Source organism: Nocardioides soli (genome assembly GCF_014191495.1).
Classification (GTDB): Bacteria; Actinomycetota; Actinomycetes; order Propionibacteriales; family Nocardioidaceae; genus Nocardioides; species Nocardioides soli.
Window position 1 is genome coordinate 1507629 of record NZ_JACHWR010000002.1, and the last position, 18493, is coordinate 1526121.

The 18493-nt window shown below is 69.6% G+C and carries 15 protein-coding genes; 11 read left to right on the forward strand and 4 right to left on the reverse strand.

Features of this window, described 5'->3' with window-relative positions; genetic code table 11:
* Positions 1-28: 28 nt before the first annotated feature.
* Positions 29-880, reverse strand: a complete 852-nt coding sequence (locus tag FHU40_RS17440; protein ID WP_183593490.1) for a TIGR02391 family protein — start codon at positions 878-880, stop codon at positions 29-31.
* A 380-nt stretch (positions 881-1260) separates the two neighbouring features.
* Here FHU40_RS17440 and FHU40_RS17445 point away from each other — a divergent pair, with 380 nt between their 5' ends.
* Positions 1261-3249: a hypothetical protein gene (locus FHU40_RS17445; protein ID WP_183593491.1), complete on the forward strand. Its 1989-nt coding sequence runs from the start codon at positions 1261-1263 to the stop codon at positions 3247-3249.
* A gap of 880 nt (positions 3250-4129) precedes the next feature.
* On the opposite strand, the gene FHU40_RS17450 is transcribed toward FHU40_RS17445, so the two are convergent.
* Positions 4130-4735: a TetR/AcrR family transcriptional regulator gene (locus FHU40_RS17450; protein ID WP_183593492.1), complete on the reverse strand. Its 606-nt coding sequence runs from the start codon at positions 4733-4735 to the stop codon at positions 4130-4132.
* A 101-nt stretch (positions 4736-4836) separates the two neighbouring features.
* On the opposite strand from FHU40_RS17450, the gene FHU40_RS17455 reads away from it, so the two are divergent.
* The 4 genes from FHU40_RS17455 to FHU40_RS17470 all read left to right on the forward strand — a co-directional run bounded on the left by FHU40_RS17455 (position 4837) and on the right by FHU40_RS17470 (position 7202).
* Entirely contained in the window at positions 4837-5688 is an 852-nt protein-coding gene (locus FHU40_RS17455) for a DUF4437 domain-containing protein (protein ID WP_183593493.1), read from the forward strand.
* Between the two features lie 207 nt (positions 5689-5895).
* Complete coding sequence (locus FHU40_RS17460) at positions 5896-6516, forward strand: superoxide dismutase (RefSeq protein WP_183593494.1); 621 nt, start codon at positions 5896-5898, stop codon at positions 6514-6516.
* Positions 6513-6782 (forward strand): hypothetical protein, encoded by a 270-nt coding sequence (locus tag FHU40_RS17465; protein WP_183593495.1) that lies wholly within the window; start codon positions 6513-6515, stop codon positions 6780-6782. The genes FHU40_RS17460 and FHU40_RS17465 overlap by 4 nt, the downstream gene beginning before the upstream one ends.
* A gap of 249 nt (positions 6783-7031) precedes the next feature.
* A complete protein-coding gene (locus FHU40_RS17470) occupies positions 7032-7202 on the forward strand; it encodes a hypothetical protein (RefSeq protein ID WP_183593496.1) in 171 nt (56 codons plus the stop codon).
* A gap of 53 nt (positions 7203-7255) precedes the next feature.
* Here FHU40_RS17470 and FHU40_RS17475 read toward each other — a convergent pair whose 3' ends face one another.
* Positions 7256-9082, reverse strand: coding sequence for an MSCRAMM family protein (locus FHU40_RS17475; RefSeq protein ID WP_183593497.1), 1827 nt, complete (start codon positions 9080-9082; stop codon positions 7256-7258).
* A 1032-nt stretch (positions 9083-10114) separates the two neighbouring features.
* Here FHU40_RS17475 and FHU40_RS17480 point away from each other — a divergent pair.
* The gene (locus FHU40_RS17480; protein ID WP_343057904.1) at positions 10115-11398 is read left to right on the forward strand and encodes a thymidine phosphorylase; all 1284 of its coding nucleotides are present in this window, start codon (positions 10115-10117) and stop codon (positions 11396-11398) included.
* 535 nt (positions 11399-11933) lie between these two features.
* Here the strand turns inward: FHU40_RS17480 and FHU40_RS17485 are convergent.
* Positions 11934-12524 (reverse strand): isochorismatase family protein, encoded by a 591-nt coding sequence (locus tag FHU40_RS17485; protein WP_183593499.1) that lies wholly within the window; start codon positions 12522-12524, stop codon positions 11934-11936.
* 98 nt (positions 12525-12622) lie between these two features.
* On the opposite strand from FHU40_RS17485, the gene FHU40_RS29595 reads away from it, so the two are divergent.
* The 5 genes from FHU40_RS29595 (at position 12623) to FHU40_RS17510 (ending at position 18261) form a co-directional block, all read left to right on the forward strand.
* A complete protein-coding gene (locus FHU40_RS29595; protein ID WP_221199884.1) occupies positions 12623-13489 on the forward strand; it encodes a MaoC/PaaZ C-terminal domain-containing protein in 867 nt (288 codons plus the stop codon).
* A 104-nt stretch (positions 13490-13593) separates the two neighbouring features.
* Positions 13594-14304, forward strand: a complete 711-nt coding sequence (locus tag FHU40_RS17495; RefSeq protein WP_183593500.1) for a TetR/AcrR family transcriptional regulator — start codon at positions 13594-13596, stop codon at positions 14302-14304.
* A 222-nt stretch (positions 14305-14526) separates the two neighbouring features.
* Positions 14527-15558, forward strand: a complete 1032-nt coding sequence (locus tag FHU40_RS17500; RefSeq protein WP_246391130.1) for a Rieske 2Fe-2S domain-containing protein — start codon at positions 14527-14529, stop codon at positions 15556-15558.
* 85 nt (positions 15559-15643) lie between these two features.
* Positions 15644-17224, forward strand: a complete 1581-nt coding sequence (locus FHU40_RS17505) for a class I adenylate-forming enzyme family protein (RefSeq protein ID WP_183593502.1) — start codon at positions 15644-15646, stop codon at positions 17222-17224.
* Positions 17221-18261 carry a 2Fe-2S iron-sulfur cluster-binding protein gene (locus FHU40_RS17510; RefSeq protein WP_343057905.1) on the forward strand — a complete coding sequence of 347 codons (1041 nt, stop codon included), beginning with the start codon at positions 17221-17223 and terminating at the stop codon, positions 18259-18261. The genes FHU40_RS17505 and FHU40_RS17510 overlap by 4 nt, the downstream gene beginning before the upstream one ends.
* Positions 18262-18493 lie beyond the last annotated feature (232 nt).

The following is an 18493-nucleotide window of genomic DNA, read 5'->3' on the forward strand; positions in this document are numbered from 1 at the left end:
GGCAACACGGCCTGGAGCCAGTTCTCAACTACGGATCAATCGTCTGGATTTCGCACCGGTCGAGGAGTCGGGCCAGATAGCTGTACGCCGCCAGCCGTTCCATCGCCTCTTGTTCGCTGAGCTCGTCGCGGGTGTGCGTAGTGACATTGCGAACGGTCAGATTGAGGCCGGTCGCGAGGTTGTTGAGCAACTTCGCGAAAGGCTCGAGCCCACCGCGCATGCTCCGGTTCGTTTTGTCGTCGTTGTCGCCGGGCCACCTCAGCTTTGGTTTCCCGGGCTCGGGGTCGCCGGGAGAGAGCGTCTGCTGCCAGAACGGCGTGTCGTCGACATCGTTCCGTCCGAGACGCTGCTTCCAGTGCACGGTCAGCCCCTCGGCGGCCTCTCGGACCGCGACCCGGTACTGATGCGAGGTCCAGTGGGCCGCGGCCCCCGACCACACAACCGGGTGCATGAGTGCTGGTGAAAACGCTGGGAGGTCGGTCGTCTGCGCCGCTTCGGCGTCAGCGAGCAGCGCAGCCAAGCGGCCCTTCACGGTCGCCGCTGTGGTGCGAACGTCCTCAGGGCTCAGGAACGCCTTCGGGTTGCGCATCATCGACCAGTTCGAGATCGGATCGATGAGACCGATGCCCTGCACGCCAAACAGCGCGCCCGTGACGTCCACCGCCGTCGCCGCCACCCCGGCGGCTTCAGCCACCGAAAGCTCAAGGGCACGCACGTGTGCCGGATCCTCGCCCTCCTTGGTCCACACGGTCGGGAACAACCCGCGGGCTGCCATGTGGTCGGACTCGACCTGTGTCTCCATCCACCTCTCGAAGGCCTTCTCGAAGGCGGCAACTGCTTCAATCAGCCTTCTCACGTAGTCCGGTCCGTACTTCGCCATGCACGCAGTGTGCCCGTCTGCACCGACAGTTCCGGTCGTTGGCGCAAGCCGACCGGCGGCGGAGTGATGCACCGGCTCGGCTAGCGTCAGACCGGCACGACCGGACTCTCAGGTGCCGAGGATGAGCTCGCTTGGCCAAGGCAATTGGAGGCATCTGCTAGGGCGCCATCCCTGTGCAACTGGGCGTGACCAGTGGCATCGGGGCATGCTTTCCGTTGCGGGCTGAGGGGCCCAACGGCGGCACCTGGCGGCGGCGGCACTCGAGCCGCGCGGAAACCCATTCGGTCGGTGTCGGTGGTGCGAGATTCAATGGTGAGGCGACCAACTTCGATCCGGCTGCTTGATCGGTCGGCGCTGGCGTTGGCTCAGGGAGGAACGACATGACCGACGGCACCGACGTCGACGAAGTCAGTATGCGTCTGCGCTTCTACGGCGCCGGCGACTACGCCACCTACTGGCAGATCCAGGAGGCGGCAGACATCATCCATCGGTTCAACCCGTCCGCCCCACCCGAAGACGTCAACGGCATCCTTGAACTCCACAATGCACGCCTTTTTGTGGAGGCAGGCTTCACGCCGAAGGACCTGCCCGAGGCTGAGCAGGCCACGCTCACCGGAGCGGTCGGCCCCATCAGACGAGTCGTCGCCCAGTGGTTCCACGCGCTCGAGGACGAGGATCTCGATGACATGCTCAGCGACGTCGACTGGCAGTACCACGAGCACCTCCTCGAGCTCCTTGCTGGACTCGGTGTTTTCGGGCGCTGCAGTGCGACACCCATGCTGGCAGCCCTCGACCGGGCCCGCATCCACCCCGGTGACCTGCTCACCAGCAAGCGCCTCGTCGAGAACTACGACACCCAGGTCCGCGACCTCGTCCTCGCCGACCCCGACCGAGCCGAGCTCGTCATCCGCCACCACCTCGAGGACCAAGTCAGGAAGGAGACCTTCCTCCCTGCCAGCCTCACCCCAGCCGACCAGCGCGCACTGATTCAGACGTACATCGACAGCGACAACCCGAACGGCAACTACCTAAGGCTCGTCGCGAACGCCCCGATCGACGCCAAGACAGGTGTCGACAAGCGCCTGATCGTCAACGCCAAGCGCCGCTACGACGCCCAGGTGAAGGAGTTCTTCGCGACCAACACCGGCATCAGGACCGGATGCTCGGTCTCCGTGTCTGACACGCAGATCGAGCCGATGACGGTCTCCCTGGACGACACCGTCATCGAGTACACCTTCAGCGAGGCCTGGCTTGAGGACACCCTGGACAACGCCTCGGTCCTCAACAACTTCCAGTTCCTGTTCGAGTTCGCACCCGAGGACGGCCTGCTGACGATGCCAGCCGTCGACAGCGAGCGCCGCGGTCTCGAGTCCGTCTTCGGACTCGACGGCACCCACGACTACCTGACCGGACACGTTTTCACAGCCAAGGACCTCGCGACCCTCTCGCAGACGGTCATGTACCAACGCTTTCTCGAAGCGAGGGACATCGACCTCGAGGAAGTGCTCCGCTGGTACTTCGAGGAGCACCTGCCTTCGGAGCTCGGCATCACCGGGTTCGCCTTCACCCCCAGCAGCTCCACCGCGAACTACCTGGAGCGGTGCCGCAACCTCTTTGCGGAGATGGAGTCGATCGCCACCCAGTACAACCTCTTCATCGAGGACGGCGAGATCGACCACGACGTGGCCACCGCGGGGGCAGACCTGGTCCGGTACCGCGCCATCCCCAGCGCGCTCGAGGGCAAGTACGCCTACGCGACCGACCACCCCGAGATCCAGTCGATCCTCCACATCCTGTTCTCCGACCAGTCGCACCTCACCTACGTCGACGAGAACCTGAGCGGCGACAATGCCGTCGACCTCCTGGTCCGAAACGAGGTCCCCTACGAGGCACTGCACGCCTTCCAGCAGCCCATGATCGACAAGCTCATCGAGATCGGGCTCGCAGAGAACACAGGGCAGCGCATCGTGTTGACGAACTTCCCGCTCTTCTCGGTCTTGAGATCACTCAGTCACCATGAGGCAGTGGCCTACCACCACCTCGATCAGGCGGCCCGCGCCCACGTGGACACGATGATCGACGCAGGATGGCTGGTACGACGCTCCTCCCTGCTGACCGAGGCCGAGGCCGCGTACTTCAACTACAACCTGAACTCGGTCGACTTCAGCAACGGCCCCAAGCTCCGCAACAAGTACCAGCACGGAGTCCAGCCCAAGGGCGAGGGCGAGGCCCAGCACCAGGACACCTACTACAGGGCCCTACGGCTGATGATTGCGCTGACGATCAAGATCAACGACGAACTCGTCCTCGCGTCGGCTGGGAACGGCATCCCGACCGCCGACGAGACCTCGGTAGACCGAGACAGCTGACCCAGCGTCCAGGTCAATCGGACTTGCGGGTGTCCATTGGCGCCTCGCTATATGTACTTCTCCGGAAGCGGCTCCGCATTCACGGCAGGGTTCACGGTGGAGGCGTCAAGTTCGACCGGGCGCATGACTAGTGCAGGACATTGTGGGCGCTGTGCACTCGCGTCAAAGCGGGCGCTATGCACCTGCGTCTAAGTGGGCGGGATGCGCTCCCTGGGTGGCCGGCCGGATCTGGGTCAGTTCGCGTGGGATCCCAACTCGGAGCTGGATGAGCGTGGGGTGGCTGTAGACGTCTCGGACGAACTGAGGGTCGACAAGTATTCGACACTTATTGATCGCGAAACGGCCCGAGATGCCGCCAACTGGTCCGAGGTCAGCGGGTAGCGTCGGACACGACGAGATCGCGATGCCGTGCATGGCTGCAGGTCAGACGGTCTTTGGGTCGAAGCAGAGCGAGACAGGCCGAGATCTTCGAAGCCGCAGGGCGGCTCCAGAGGGTCAGGGGTTCGAGTCCCCTCAGCTCCACCGAAGGTTCTGAACGGAACCATCACTCAGGCGGGCCCACATCGGCCCGCCTGAGTGCATTTCTGAGGTCGGTGCGGCGGGAGTTGCCCCGTCGACACGAGCGCGTCGGGAAGGCGTTCGAGTCCTGTGCCTCAGACGGTGCCATGGGTCGTCGTCAGGCACCCGACCCTGCGACGGACCGACATGTCGTCGTCTCCCGACGGACGCGACTCGCGCACCTGACGAGGCTGCTCTCGACCCGGGGTGGCGCGACACTCAGGTCAGGTACGACGAAAAACCTGGCGCCAGACCTGGCGACGGGTCGAGCTCCTTCGTTGCCGCAAGCGCGCTGCCGCACCGAGGGAGGCGACATGTCCGCCTACTCGCGGCCGGGCCTGCCGTGCGAGGACGCCGGATCTGCTTCTTGCCGCGCCGAGCTGGGCCTGACGTGGAGGTCCACGACGCGGTGGGCCCGGACGCGTGCCGCGGGCCGATCGAGCAGCAGCGCGTCGACCAGCAGTGGCGAGACGATCGCGGCGACGGCGTCCTTGACCTCGGTGGGCGGGAGGTCGGCGCCGTTGAGGGCGCGGTAGAACGGCGCGATCAGGCCATCGACGTAGCGTTGCCGTAGCTCCACGGCGGCCGGGTCCGTAGCTGCCATCGCCACCAGGGCCTGCAGGAACGTGGCGACAGGCTTCTCGTGCAGGCGGTCGCACAGCGCGTCGACCTCGGCGTGGACGTCGCGCACCGGGTCGCCGGTGAGCGGCCGCTCGGGGTCCGGGGCGACGTCGATCAGGGCGGCCAGTACGTCGGTCGGTGTCGGCCAGTGCCGATAGATCGTCGCGCGGGACACCGACGTGAGCTGGTGGAGCCGCTGTGGTGTGAGCGCGGCGCCCCCCTCCTCGAGCAGGAGCGTGAGGGCAGCGCGGAGCACCACCTCGGCCGTGGCCTCGGCGGGGCCGCTGGGTCGTCCGACGCGCACCATGAATTTAACGATACATCTTGCATCGTAAAAGGCGTGACCCTAGGGTTGCCCTCACATTTGCGATACAGAATGTATCGGAAATCTAATCCCTAGGAGGCGCTGTGCGCGCGCATGTCGAGATGATTCATGAGGCTGACTACGTCTGGCACCCGGCCGAGCTGCCGGGCGGCCAGGGCGACGTCCTGGAGCAGCGGTTCTCCGTCGACGAGGAGGACGGCTCGTGCTCGCTCATGCTGTCCTTCGCGACGGACTGGTCGCGCGGCGCGGGCGTGCCGCACGCGGACACCGAGTTCTTCGTCGTCGAGGGCTCGATGGAGTACGACGGGCAGAGGCTGGGCGAGTGGGAGTACCTCCATATCCCGAAGGGTGTGCCGATGGCCGAGCTGAAGATCGCCGCGGGCTCGCGCATCCTGCACTGGCGGGAGTACGGCCCGAGCACGTTCGACCTCGGTGCTGATCGCGCTGCGGACGCCCGGGGCGAGGTGACGATCACCAACCCGCACCTGCTGGAGTGGACCTCCACTCTCGAGCGCACCCCAGGGCCGATGGCGCCGCTCTACATCAAGATGCTGCACCACGACAAGGAGACCGACTTCTACACCCGCCTCATCAAGGCGCCGAAGGGCTGGGCCGAGCCGCGACTGCCTCACCACCCCGTGTTCGAGGAGTTCTTCACCCTCTCGGGCCGCACTGCGTCCGTCCACGGTGACTCCACGGCCGGCACGTACGCCTTCCGGCCGGCCTGGATCAAGCACGGCCACTACGAGACTCTCGAAGAGACCGTCTGGATCCTGCGCTGCGACGGCGTCCTGGTGAACCTCTACTCGACCGACACCTGGATCGACTGGGGCGGCACGGCCGAGAACTACGACCCGGAGACGCAGTCCCCGATCCCCTCGACCATGCCGGTGCGCTCCCGCACCACCGGGCCCTGGGATCCCAAGCTCGCCTGAGCAAGATCCGCGAGAAGGCGCAGTCGCGGGAGCGGCGGCGGGTATCGAGGGCCACGTGGGCCGGTGGGACGACTGTCCCGCCGGCCCACGAGTCTGTGCGGCACGTGTTCGCGACCAGTGCCGCGTGCTGCGGCGACGGCGGGCGGTGCAGCGTGGCGGCGATCTCGAACTATTGCGAACAGTTCGCAATAGCGAGAGGGTGGCGACATGGCTGACTACTCTCTCCCCGACCTGCCGTACGACTACGCCGCTCTCGAGCCGTACATCTCCGGCGAGATCATGGAGCTCCACCACGACAAGCACCACAACACCTACGTCAACGGCATCAACACCGCGGTCGCCCAGCTTGCCGAGGCGCGGGACCAGGAGTCGTTCGGCAGCCTGTCGACGCTGGAGAAGAACCTGGCCTTCCATCTCGGCGGACACGTCAACCACTCGGTGTTCTGGCCGAACATGTCGCCCGACGGCGGTGACAAGCCGACCGGTGAGCTGGCCCAGGTGATCGAGGAATACTTCGGCGGCTTCGACAGGTTCCGCGCCCACTTCGAGGCCAATGCGCTCGGCGTGCAGGGTTCGGGCTGGTCGGTGCTGACCTGGGACATGGTCGGCCAGCGGCCGTATGTCATCCAGCACTTCGATCACCAGGGGAACGTGCCGATCTGCATGGTCCCGCTGCTGATGCTCGACATGTGGGAGCACGCGTACTACCTGCAGTACCGCAACGACAAGGCGACCTTCGTGAAGCAGTGGTGGAACATCGTCAACTGGGCGGACGTGCAGGAGCGGTTCGAGAAGGCGCGCACGCGGACGCCGGGACTGATCCTGTGACCGCGGAGCGCGGCGACCGCCACGACCAGCTCGCCCCCGTCGTCTCGGCCGCCCAGCGCGTCGCGGGCATCGTCGCTGCGCGGGGTCGGGGAGACGCGGACGGCGCCCGGGAGCTGATGCGCACCTTCGAGAGCGAGGGCGAGCTCGCGGGCGGAGCGCTGCTGGTCGCCGAGCTCAGCCTCGGACTCCTGCATCGGCAGACCGGTGAGCCTCTCGAGGACTGCGTGCGCGCCCTCTGCGTCGAGATGGAGAGCGCGCTCGGGTGAGAGGTGACCGATGTCCGACTCTCGGCCGACGTCGCGTGCCCGGCTCCTATGACCGGGATGACCGATGAGCCCCGGTCTTCCGCGCACGACCATCGGCGCCCTTGTCGTCGCGCAACGCCCCACGGAGCCATCGGGGGTCCTCCTCGGTGAACCGGTCCGCCCGGGCTGAGTCGTCGAGCGACCTGCACCGAGGCGACTCGGCAGGCTGCCCCGGATCTTCGGCGGCTCTGCAGGTGGGAGATTCGCCGCATGTCAGCACGGACCGGCCGTCGCCAGGAGCGGGGCGAGCAGACCCGCCGGGCCACCCTGGTCATCGCGTTCGGCGACCGCCTGGCGATCTCGCCGCTCTTCGACGAGAGCCAGGACCGGACCCGGGAGATCGACCTGTTCGCCGACCTCCTGGCCCAGTCCTGGCTCTGACCGCCTCCGCTCAGGCGCCCAGCTCGGCGTCGATCCGCTCGATGGCGGACCTCCTACCGACCGTGGACGGTGACGGCGATGTCACCCAGCGCCAGGGTGCCCCTGGTCGGCACCGCCAGTGGGCGCGCCTCCGTGTCGAGCCAGTACGGCGTGCCGTCCTGGTACGGGAATGTCACGAAGAACGACTCGTCGTTGATGCCCTCGCCGGCCTCCCGGGCCAGGCGGCCGGTCACGTCGACCCCGGGGGTCAGGCGGCGGATCTGGAACCTGCCGGTGGCGCCGACCGTCCGGGCGCGGGCAGGGTGCTCGTCGGTCGGGTTGACCGCACTGCCGGGGCGGTGGAAGAGCTCGTAGCTGAGCGGCGTGATCACCGGATCCGTCGTGCCGGCGTACACGAGCCGACCCGTGGCCGCGATGCCCGCCCGAAGCGGGAGCCTGCGCGTCGTGTCCTTCCGGATGTCGACGCCCGACCAGCAGCGCGGCGCGTAGGTCCCCGGCCACCCGTCGGCACCGAGCATGTACCGACCCGGCACCAGGCGCCTGATCCGGTAGCGGCCCTGGGCATCGGCGGCCACGATCTGCTGGAACGCGCCGTACGTGTACGCGCGATCGGGCGGGCAGAAGTCACCCGTCGTGGCCTCGACCACGGCCCGAGGAGCCGTGCGTCCGGTCAGCGTGAGGTAGGGCCGGTCGAGGGTGAGCGCCGACGGGCGGGACCGCGCCGAGCTCGAGACCTTGGCCATCCCGAAGCGCTTCGCCCCTGCCGCGACGACGGTCCACCGGCCTCGCGGAAGGCCCGTGAAGGTCAGCCGCCCGTGGTCGTCGCTCGCACCGACCACCACCGGTCGACCGTGCCGGTTCCGCAGCTCCGCGACGACGTTCGCTGCGGGGCGGCCGCCCTCACGCAGGTCGACGACCACGGTGGCACCGGGCCGCACGCGTACGACGGGACGCACGACCTGTCCGGGCCGGGTGATGCGGACCCTCACCGAGTGAGGAGCCCACGTGTCGCCGGGCCGTGGGATGCCCACGACGTAGCGACCCGGCACCAGGCCGCCGACTTCGAAACGGCCGTCGCGACCGACGACCGCGGACGCGACCGGGCCGTGGCCGCGGCGGGTCACCAGCACCTCGGTGCCGGCGACCCGGCCCCGGCCGGCCACGAGACGCCCGTGCAGCACCGCACCCGGCTCGAGGGCGCCGTCGACCCTCCGGGTCTCGTCGGCCACTAGGTCCACCGGCGCCGACGACCACGGCAGCTCCCCGGTGCCACCGGCGGCGAGGTAGTAGCGCCCGGGGACGACGCCGTCGAAGGAGTAGCGACCCTGCGCGTCGGTCCAGGAGCGGAAGGCAGGCGTGTCGTTGAGCCGCATCAGCCGGACCTCCTCGCCCTTGCGTGCGCCGGCGAGGGTGCCGGAGACCCGCGCGAGCGGCTTCACCGTCACGGTGCCGAGGTTGCGGTCGGTCGTGGTGGTCGGCAGCAGCGACTGCTGGAGCACCCAGCTGTCGGTGGTGCCGTTGCCGCCGACGTAGGTGATTGCGAAGCGAGCACCGTTCGTGGTCTCACGGCACGCCACCGGCACCTCCGGGTCGGGCGTGCAGACCTGCACGAGGTAGCCGCCCTCCGCCTGGCGGACCCGGAAGGTGCCGTCGGCGGCCGTCGTCGTGCGCCGGTCGGTGCGATCGGGCACGAGGCCGGTCTCCGGCACCTCGGCCGGCCCGAGAACGTTGACCAGTGCTCCGGCGATCGGCGCGCCGGTGCGGTCGAGCGCGACCCCTTCGACCCAGCCGGTGTCGGGGGCGGCGGCCGCCCCGTCGGCAACGAGCCCGGCGAGGGGCAGGCCCACGATCAAGGCCAGGGTCAGGCGGATGGGGTGCACGGCGGTCTCGCTCTCGTTCTGAGGTGCAGGGGTTCCGAGGCTCTACGCACGGGCGTCGCGTTCGGTTGCATCGCATGCGGCGACCGCGCAGGTCGAGGTCGCCCGCGATGCCCTCCCCGGCGGTGCGCTGAGGTTCGAGGTCGATTCGCCGCGGCCGCTGGTCCGCGGAACGACGTTCGTCCTCCGGCATCGCGACACCGACCTGCAGCGCGGGCTGGAGCCGGCCGAGCCGCTCGTCATCGACACGCCGGACGGCGTACTGCACGCGGGGTGGGTCTCGAGGATCGAGGTGGAGCTGGAGGACACGCTCTCCACACTCGCGGTCGCGCGCGGCTGCCTGCGGGCGCTCCCGTCGAGATCCCGCATGCTCCCGGCGCCGTGGCCGAGCCCGGTCCCACCTGACGTCGAAGCCGTACCTCCGGGAGTTCCGTTTGTCCGCACCTCGTCCCATCGCCCTGGTCACGGTGACCGCCCTGACCGCCGTCCTCGCGCCCCTCGGGTGTGGTGCTGCCGATGCCGCATCGAGCGCGTCGGCCCAGCGGGTCGGCACCGCCGGGACCCTGGTCTTCATCAAGTCCCACAACGTCTGGTTGTCCAACGGCGACGGCTCCTCTGCCCGCCCCCTGGCCACCGACGGCACCGCGACCAGCCCGTACGTCTCCGTCCGGGGCCGACCCGTACCCGGCCGGCGCCACCTGGGCCGACCCGGACCGGGAGCACGCCGCGACGGTCCTGCGCTACGTCTTCGACCATCCTCACGGCGCCCGCGGTCGTGGCGCTCGAGCCGCACCACCCCTCGGTCGGCGCCATCGCTCGGGTCGGGCGCCTCCGGGGCTCGGCGCTTGGTCAAGTCAAGCGCTTGACGTACGTCGAGGACGCGGCTACTTTCACAGGCTGCTGCTCTCCCGAGAGAGCACCCGCGCTCCCGGCCGGCAACGCCGTCGCCGGCCCGGCCCTGCGGTGCTGTGCGGGCGGACCACCCGAGCCGTCGGGTCCGGGGAGTGGGGGAACAACGATGCAGATGGAGGAACCGTGCACGACGCTGTCGAGGTGATCCGCGCCAAGCGGGACGGTCTCGAGCTGACCGAGGGCCAGATCGGATGGATCATCGACGCCTACACCCGGGGTGTCGTCGCCGAGGAGCAGATGTCCGCCTTGGCCATGGCCGTGTACTTCCGCGGCATGACGAGAGGTGAGCTCGTCGCCTGGACCCGCGCGATGATCGGATCTGGGAGTCGCCTGTCCTTCGACTCGTTGCCGGTCAAGACCGTGGACAAGCACTCGACCGGAGGTGTGGGGGACAAGATCACCCTTCCGCTCGCTCCGCTGGTCGCCGCGTGCGGCGTCGCCGTTCCCCAGCTGGCCGGCCGCGGACTCGGTCACACCGGCGGCACCCTCGACAAGCTGGAGTCCGTTCCCGGGTGGCGGGCCAACCTGACGAACGCCGAGATGCTCGCTCAGCTCGGCGAGGTCGGCGCCGTCATCTGCGCGGCCGGTGACGAGCTGGCGCCTGCCGACAAGCTGCTGTACGCCCTGCGCGACGTGACCGGCACGGTCGAGGCGATCCCGCTCATCGCGTCGTCCATCATGAGCAAGAAGATCGCCGAGGGCACGAGCGCCCTGGTCCTGGACGTGAAGGTCGGCGCGGGCGCGTTCATGAAGACCTGGGAGGACGCGCAGGAGCTGGCTCGCACGATGGTCGACATCGGTACCGACGCGGGCGTCCGGACGAGTGCCCTGCTGACGGACATGAGCACACCGCTCGGGTACACGGCGGGCAACGCCATCGAGGTCCAGGAGTCCGTGGACGTGCTCGCGGGCGGGGGACCGCAGGACGTCGTCGAGCTCACCCTCGCCCTCGCGCGGGAGATGCTGGCGGCCGTCGGTCGCGACGACGTCGACCCGGCCGACAAGCTCGCCGACGGCTCCGCCATGGACTGCTGGCGGCGCATGATCAGCGCCCAGGGCGGCAACCCTGACGCGTCGCTGCCGACGGCCCGCTTCGACCACCAGGTCACGGCGGACCGGTCCGGTGTCCTCACCAGTCTCGATGCCATGGGCGTCGGCCTCGCCGCGTGGCGGCTCGGGGCCGGTCGCGCGCGCAAGGAGGACCCCGTCGCCGCGGCGGCCGGCGTCATCTGGCACGCCCGACCCGGTGACCGGATCCGGGCCGGCGAGCCGCTGTTCACGGTTCTCGCCGACGACGAGGCCAGGCTGTCGCACGGCCTCGACGCGCTCGCCGACGCCGCCACGATCTCCACGGCCGATGCGGATGCCCGGCCCGGTCCGCTCGTGCTCGGTCGCGTCGCTCCGTGAGCGGGGCCTGACGAGTTCGTCGACGTCGGCTCGTCCATCAGCTTCAACTTCCCGGTCAAGGCGAACTACGAGGCGATCGACGACGGTGACCGGCTCGGCCTCGGTGGGGGGGTAGTGGGCGGAGGTCAGGAACTTCGGGGGCGGCGGCAAGGTCATCGCCACCCTGCACGTCTTCTGCACCGCGGGCTGACACACCTCCCGGTCTCGGCCGGGGCACGGCATCTCCGGTGAAGGCGGTAACGCGCATACCCACCGATGGCCCGTTCGTCCGCGTTGCACAGTCGCTTCAGGTCGACGCTCCAGTCGGCGGAGGCGGTCGTGCTGCGGATCGTCACGCCCGCCGCGCCGCTCGATCCGGCCGGGCCGGTGGGACCCGCCGGGCCGACCCGACCGGTCAGCGCCCGCCGCGCGGCTGGGGACAGGTCGGCGGCCACGAACGGGATGCGCGAACCGTCCGCGGAGACCGGGACGGCTCGCCATGACCGTGAGCACGCCAGCCGTGCACCAACTTCCGACGCTAGGACCACTTCCGACGCTAGGACCAGGCGTCGATGAGCGCCTGGCTGGTGGTCAGGTGTGCCAGCATGCGCAGGCTGTTGTCGAGGATGAGCGGACCGTAGGTGTCCGGGGTCGCGATCACGGCGTCCCGTGGGATCACGACGCGGAACCCTTGGTGGATCGCCTCTCCGGTGAGCAGGATGAGCGCGACGTTGAGCGACACGCCGGCCAGCACGACCGTGTCCACGCCGCGACCGCGCAGCACCGGGAGTAGCTCGGTGTCTCGGGCCGGGTTCAGTCCGTGGTGTCGAGCCAGCAGCAGGTCGCTCTCGTCGCGGAGCGCGGGTACGACCTGTGCCTCCGGGGCACGATCGGTCCACGTGTCCGACAGCACCCCCAGCTTCCTCCACATGGGGGCGGGTTCGTGGACCGAACCGCCGAGCGATCCGGTGTAGACGGCGTGCGCGACGGTGACACCGGCGCTGCGGGCCGACGTCAGGAGCGGGCGGAGCTGGGCGATCAGCCCGACCGCCGACTGTGCGAGCGCGGGGAGCACGGCGGACTCGCCGATGACGCCGTTCTGGCACTCCACGCAGATGACGGCCGTGCGGTTCGGGTCGATGTCCATCGTTCTCACGCTCCTTGCTCACAGTTGCTCACCGCCGTGCGGCGCACGGCGGCTCGCCGGCGAACCGCGGGTGCGGCACCACGGACGCGCCGGTTCGGGTGCCGGTCAACCTACCAAGCAATTGCTTGGTAGGTTGCGCTCTGCATGAAGGGAGCGACGACATGGTGAGCAACGCGGGGAGCTGGGTCGGACACGACCTCGGGCACCGACCGGTGCGATGGGAGGAGCGGGATGTCATCCTGTTCGCCCTGGCGATCGGCGCGCGGCCGACCCAGTTGGACCTCGTGTTCGAGCAGTGCCTGCGGGTGCTGCCGACCTTCGCGCTGACGCTCGCCCAATGGGCTCCGGACCAGCTGTCCTCCGCAGGTGCGTTCGACCCTCGACGCGCACTGCACGGTGCGCAGCGTGTCGAGGTACTCCAGGCCTTGCCGTCCTCGGGGGAGACGACGATGCACGCGAAGGTGGCGAACGTCTGGGACAAGGGACGGGCGGCGGTGTTCGAGGTGGAGGTCGAGTGCCCGTACCTGAGGGCGACCTGGTCCATCTTCGCGGACGGACTGGGCGGTTTCGGCGGGCAGCGCGGGCCGGCTCGAGCTCCTGAGCCGACGGAGGCGCCGATGGCGACGGTGCCCGTCCACGTCGACGCTCGGGCCGCCGCGCTGTACCGCCTGACGGGCGACCGTCACCTCATCCACATCGATCCGTCGGCGGCGCGGGCGATCGGACATCCGCGTCCGATCCTGCACGGGCTCGCCACCCTGTCGACCACGCTCCTCGCGATCGCCGAGCACGAGGGCGCGGACCCCGTCGCTCTTCGGCACGTGGAAGCGCGCTTCTCCGGTCCCGTCTATCCGGGAGAGACCGCCGAGCTGCTCCTGTGGGAGGACGGCCGGTTCCGCCTCGACACCGACCGAGGGCCGGCGCTCGACGGAGGCCGGGTGGCGTTCGCGGGGGCCGACGGCTGAGGCTCCGACGGCGGGCGCGATGTCGTGCGTCGGGTCGACACGCGGCCGAGTTGTAGGGTCGGCGGGACCCGGTGCCGCGGGCCCGACGACAGGGAGAGCCGATCATGGAGGTGCGACCCGCCGACGACCGGGATGGCCCGTCGCCGACGCGGTCGGAGCCGCCGTTCGGCGGGATCCTGCCCACGGAGGAGGAGCGCCGCGCCGATCCGAGGAAGGCGATCCTGGCGGCGGCCGCGGAGCTGTTCGCGGCCCGGGGTCCGGCGCAGGTCTCCCTCCGCGCCATCGCCACGGAAGCCGGTGTGCCCTACAGCCTGATCTACCGCTTCTACCGGACGAAGGAAGAGCTCGTGGCGCGGGTCATGGAGCTCTTCGTGGTCGCCGGTCGTCGAGCGGTCGCGGACGAGGCCGACATCTACGACGCGATCGGCAACGCCTTCGTGGTCGACTCCGGATGGTTCGGACAGATGATCGTCTGGGCGATCGCCGACAAGACCGCGCCCGATCGCCTGATGCGTGGCGACTCCCGCTCCGGTGCCTACCGTGCCCAGATCGAGGAGATGTGGGCGGATCCGCGCCCTCCCCAGGTCCGAGGTGACTTCGATCCGCGCGTGCTCGCGTCGATCGTCCAGCTGATGGCCCTCTCCTGGGACATGATCGAGCCCTATCTCACGGCGCTCGCGGGCCCCGACATGCCGGCCGCGGCCGACCAGCGCACGGAGGTCATCGAGCTCCTGAAGCTTCTCGTGTACGCCGCTCGACCGGTCGAGGCGCCAGGGTCGCCGGATGGCGAACAGGAAGCTCCCGCCGACCGCTGACCTCCCCGGCTCGGGTACGGAGCGATCTCGACCCCTGGTCGGCGACCTCGGCGCCGGCGACGGGACGGCCCGCGATGCGGCTTCGGGCCGCCCGGGTCGCGCGGTCCGAAGCGCACCAAGGCGTCGCGCTGCGGACCCGTTGACCGCAGTGTAGCCACTGGCTACAGTGAGGCCGCTGCGGCCGGATGTGATGCGCTCCCCGAGGAGGTACTGGTGCCGAAGATGGCGCTGTCGATGAAGCCCACGGGCTGGTTCCAGGTCGGTTGGTCAGCGGACATCGGCGCGGGGGAGGTCGTGCCGATGCGGTTCTTCGGGCGAGATCTCGTCGCCTATCGCACCGACGGCGGCGAGTTCGTCGTCCTCGATGCCTATTGCGAGCACCTCGGAGCCAACCTGGCCCATGGGGGCACGGTTCACGGCGATGACATCCAATGCCCGTTCCACGGCTGGCGATGGAGTCCGCAGGGCAAGAACACCTGCATCCCGTATCAGGACTCGATCAACCGCGCCCGACGCGTCCCCTCCTGGCACACAGCCGAGCGTGACGGCGTGCTCTACCTGTGGCACGACCTCGAGCGGGGTGCGCCGGCGTACGACGCGCCGGGCATGTTCGATCTCTTCGCGGCGTCGGGCTCGTCCGGGGACTACCACCCCGCGCACCCCGCGGGCATCTTCCGTTCCGAACCGCTGCCGGTCCACCCCCAGTACGTGATCGAGAACGGCGTCGACTTCGCGCACTTCAAGTACGTCCACCGCGCCGACGAGATCCCCGAGGTCGTACGCCGCGAGTTCGGCGAGCACGAGTTCCGTTCGGAGCTGGCGCTGCGCTTCCGGCGGCAGCTCGACGATGGAGAGGTCGAGATGGTCACCGGTGGCGTCGAGGCCTGCGTCGTCGGCGTCGGCATCGCGTACGCCTACGCCTGGGGCATCGGCAGGATCTGCAGCCTGACCGCGGTCACGCCCGTGGACGACGAGAACGCCGTCGTGTGGTACTCCGCCTGGGCGAGCAAGGAGGCCGACGACGAGACCATGCTGGCGAGGAGGCAGCGCAGCGCCATCGGTCAGCTCCGCGCCGACCTCCGGATCTGGGAGCACCAGCGCTACACCGAGCCGCCCGGCCTGGCCACGGCGGAGGCCGCCGGTTTCCGCGACGTCCGGAGGTGGGCGCGGCGCTTCTACCCGCCCGGCGAGCAGGGGCACGAGGTCACCGACCAGCTCGCCGCCACTGATGCGCCGTCCGGCGCGGTCCGGTGACGCTGACCCCCGAGGTGCCGGCCGACCGCGCATGGGCGGCGCGACGATCGCCCGCCTCACCGGAGGGCTGCGCCGAGGATCGGCCATGACCGGGCTGCATGAGGTGACCGTGCTGTGGTCGATGCTCGAAGCGCGTGCTCTCCGGAGTCCCGACGGCGTCATGCTGGTCGACGAGGTCGGCCGCAGCATGTCGTTCTCGCGTGTCAGGCACACGGCCGAGCAGGTGGCCGCCGGTCTGCTCGCGGCGGGTGTGGAGCCGGGGTCGGTCGTCAGCTGGCAGCTGCCCACCCGGATCGACACCGTGATCCTGAGTCTCGCGCTCGCCCGGCTCGACGTCGTCCAGAACCCGATCATTCCGCTCTACCGGCGCCGTGAGGTCGGGGCGATGCTGCGACAGTGCGGGGCCGCCTGGCTGCTGACCGTGGACACGTTCCGCGGATTCGACCACGGGTCGATGGCACGCGAGCTGGCCGCCGCCTCCGGTGACACCGTGCGCGTCATGGTGCTCGACGGACCGTTGCCGCGCGGTGACGTCTCGCGACTCCCACCGCCGCCGTCGCGTGGAGACGAGGTGCGGTGGATCTACACGACGTCGGGCACCACCTCCGCGCCCAAGGGCGTCTGCCACTCGGACGCGTCACTCATCTCGGGAGCGCTCGGACTCACGATCGCCGCCGGCGTGACGGCGGACGACGTCACCTCGATCCTGTTTCCGTACGCGCACATCGGAGGTCCCGACATGCTGATCACCGGTCTGTTGGCCGGGATCAAGACGGTGCTGATGGAGACCTTCGAGGCGTCGCGGGCGATGTCCCTGCTGGGTCTGCACGGCGCGACGGTCTCCGGGGGCAGCACGCCGTTCTACGCGATGTTCGTGGCGGAGCAGCGCTCCAGGTCGCACCTGCTGGTCCCGAGCCTGCGTGCCTTGGTCGGGGGTGGCGCGCCGATGCCGGAGGCGCTCTACCACGAGGTCGAGAGGGTCCTCGGCATCACGACCTTGCACGGGTTCGGAATGACGGAGAGCCCGATGATCACGAGTGGCACCGTCGAGGACACCGTGGACCAGCTCGCGACGACCGTCGGCAGGCCGGTCGAGGGATGCGAGGTCGAGATCCGGGACGATGCTGGTGACCCGTGTCCGACGGGCGTCGCCGGCCACGTCTGGATCCGCGGGCCCATGCTGTTCAAGCACTACCTCGTCGACGGCGACGTCGTGGCTCCCTTCGACGAGGGCGGCTGGTTCTCCACGGGCGACCTCGGGTTGAGCCGGCCGGCCGGGCACCTGGTGCTGGTCGGTCGCTCGAAGGACCTGATCATCCGCAAGGGCGAGTCGCTCAGTCCGGTGGAGATCGAGGAGGTGATCTCCGCGCACCCCGCCATCGCCGACGTCGCCGTCATCGGAGTCCCCGACCCCGATCGGGGCGAGCGGATCTGCGCCGTCGTGCAGGTGCGACCGGGCTTCGCCGTGCCCGGAGTCGCCTCGCTGCGTGAGTTCTGCGTCGAGGAGGGCCTGTCGTGGTTCAAGGCGCCCGAGCAGGTCGAGATCGTCGACTCGCTGCCGAAGACCCCCACGCTGAAGACGCGGAAGCAGGAGCTGCGCGACCGGTTCGCCGACGGGCCGGCGCAGGCCGCCGCGGCCGGGTCGCAGCTCCCGTCGCGCGCGTGAGCGCCGTGACGGCCGCTGCCGCCCTGCTGACGGTGGTCGACGTGATCGACGAGACGAACGACGCCAAGTCGGTCGTGCTCAGGCCCGGACGGGACGACGCCCCGCGATTCGCGTATCGGCCGGGCCAGTTCCTGACGCTGCGAGTGGGCAGCGGTGAGCGGATCGCTGCCCGTTCGTACTCGCTGTCGAGCTCGCCGACCACCGACCCCGAGCTGAAGGTGACCGTCAAGCGAACCGAGGGCGGGTACGGCTCGAACTGGATCTGTGACCACGTCGCTGTCGGAGACGAGATCCTCGCGCTCCCACCGGCCGGCCGGTTCACGCCGCGGGACCTCGGCGCCGATCTGCTGCTGTTCGCCGCGGGCAGTGGGATCACGCCGATGATGTCGATCATCAAGGAGGCTCACGCGGCGGGGTCCGGTCGCGTGACCCTCGTCTACGCCAACGCCCGGCGCGACGGTGTCATCTTCGCCGAGGCGCTCGACGAGCTGGGTCGGACCCGGGGCGGCCGGCTCACCGCCGAGCACTGGATCGGGGCCGAGGCGGGACGCCTCAGCCCCGAGCAGGTCGCGGAGTACGGCCGGCGCCACCCCGCCGACGAGGTGCTCGTCTGTGGCCCGGCCGGGTTCATGGACGTCGTCCGTGCGGGCCTGGCAGCCGCTGGGATACCCCGCGACCACGTGCGCCAGGAGGTCTTCGCCTCGATCTCGGGCGACCCGTTCGCCCCCGCGGACGTTCCCGAGCGCGCCGAGACGACGGCGGACGGCGCCCTCGCCACGGTGCTCATCGGCGGGGACACTTTCGAGCTCACCTGGCCGCGGCAGCAGAACCTCGTCCAGGTGCTGCTCGAGCGCGGCGTCGACGTCCCCTACTCGTGTCGCTCCGGCGAGTGCGGGTCCTGTGCGTGCTCCATCACCAGCGGGGAGGTCCGCATGGAGCACTCGGGCGTCCTGGACGAGGAGGACATCGCCAGTGGCTACGTCCTGGGCTGCCAGGCCCACCCCGTCTCGGACGCCGTCTCGGTGAGCTTCACCTGAGCTGCGTCTGCCCGCGCCGACGGGCACACCGCTGCCGTCGGGTTCGGCCGCCCCGAGTTGTCTGCGGGCCGGATCGGAGCCGATCGCAATGCGGCGATCATCAAATACAAAACACTGCTTTACAACAGGCGAACTGCGCTCTAGGCTCGCGTGACCGACACCACAGGCGCTGACTCCGCACCCGGATCGTGATGCTCGGGGCGAGGGCTCGCGGTGCGGTCATGCGCAGCTT

What these genes read in the sequence shown, in the direction of transcription:
- FHU40_RS17440 (WP_183593490.1), bottom strand. Translation starts at nt 880, where the DNA reads ATGGCGAAGTACGGACCGGACTACGTGAGAAGGCTGATTGAAGCAGTT.
- FHU40_RS17445 (WP_183593491.1), top strand. Translation starts at nt 1,261, where the DNA reads ATGACCGACGGCACCGACGTCGACGAAGTCAGTATGCGTCTGCGCTTC.
- FHU40_RS17450 (WP_183593492.1), bottom strand. Translation starts at nt 4,735, where the DNA reads ATGGTGCGCGTCGGACGACCCAGCGGCCCCGCCGAGGCCACGGCCGAG.
- FHU40_RS17460 (WP_183593494.1), top strand. Translation starts at nt 5,896, where the DNA reads ATGGCTGACTACTCTCTCCCCGACCTGCCGTACGACTACGCCGCTCTC.
- FHU40_RS17470 (WP_183593496.1), top strand. Translation starts at nt 7,032, where the DNA reads ATGTCAGCACGGACCGGCCGTCGCCAGGAGCGGGGCGAGCAGACCCGC.
- FHU40_RS17485 (WP_183593499.1), bottom strand. Translation starts at nt 12,524, where the DNA reads ATGGACATCGACCCGAACCGCACGGCCGTCATCTGCGTGGAGTGCCAG.
- FHU40_RS17495 (WP_183593500.1), top strand. Translation starts at nt 13,594, where the DNA reads ATGGAGGTGCGACCCGCCGACGACCGGGATGGCCCGTCGCCGACGCGG.
- FHU40_RS17500 (WP_246391130.1), top strand. Translation starts at nt 14,527, where the DNA reads ATGGCGCTGTCGATGAAGCCCACGGGCTGGTTCCAGGTCGGTTGGTCA.
- FHU40_RS17505 (WP_183593502.1), top strand. Translation starts at nt 15,644, where the DNA reads ATGACCGGGCTGCATGAGGTGACCGTGCTGTGGTCGATGCTCGAAGCG.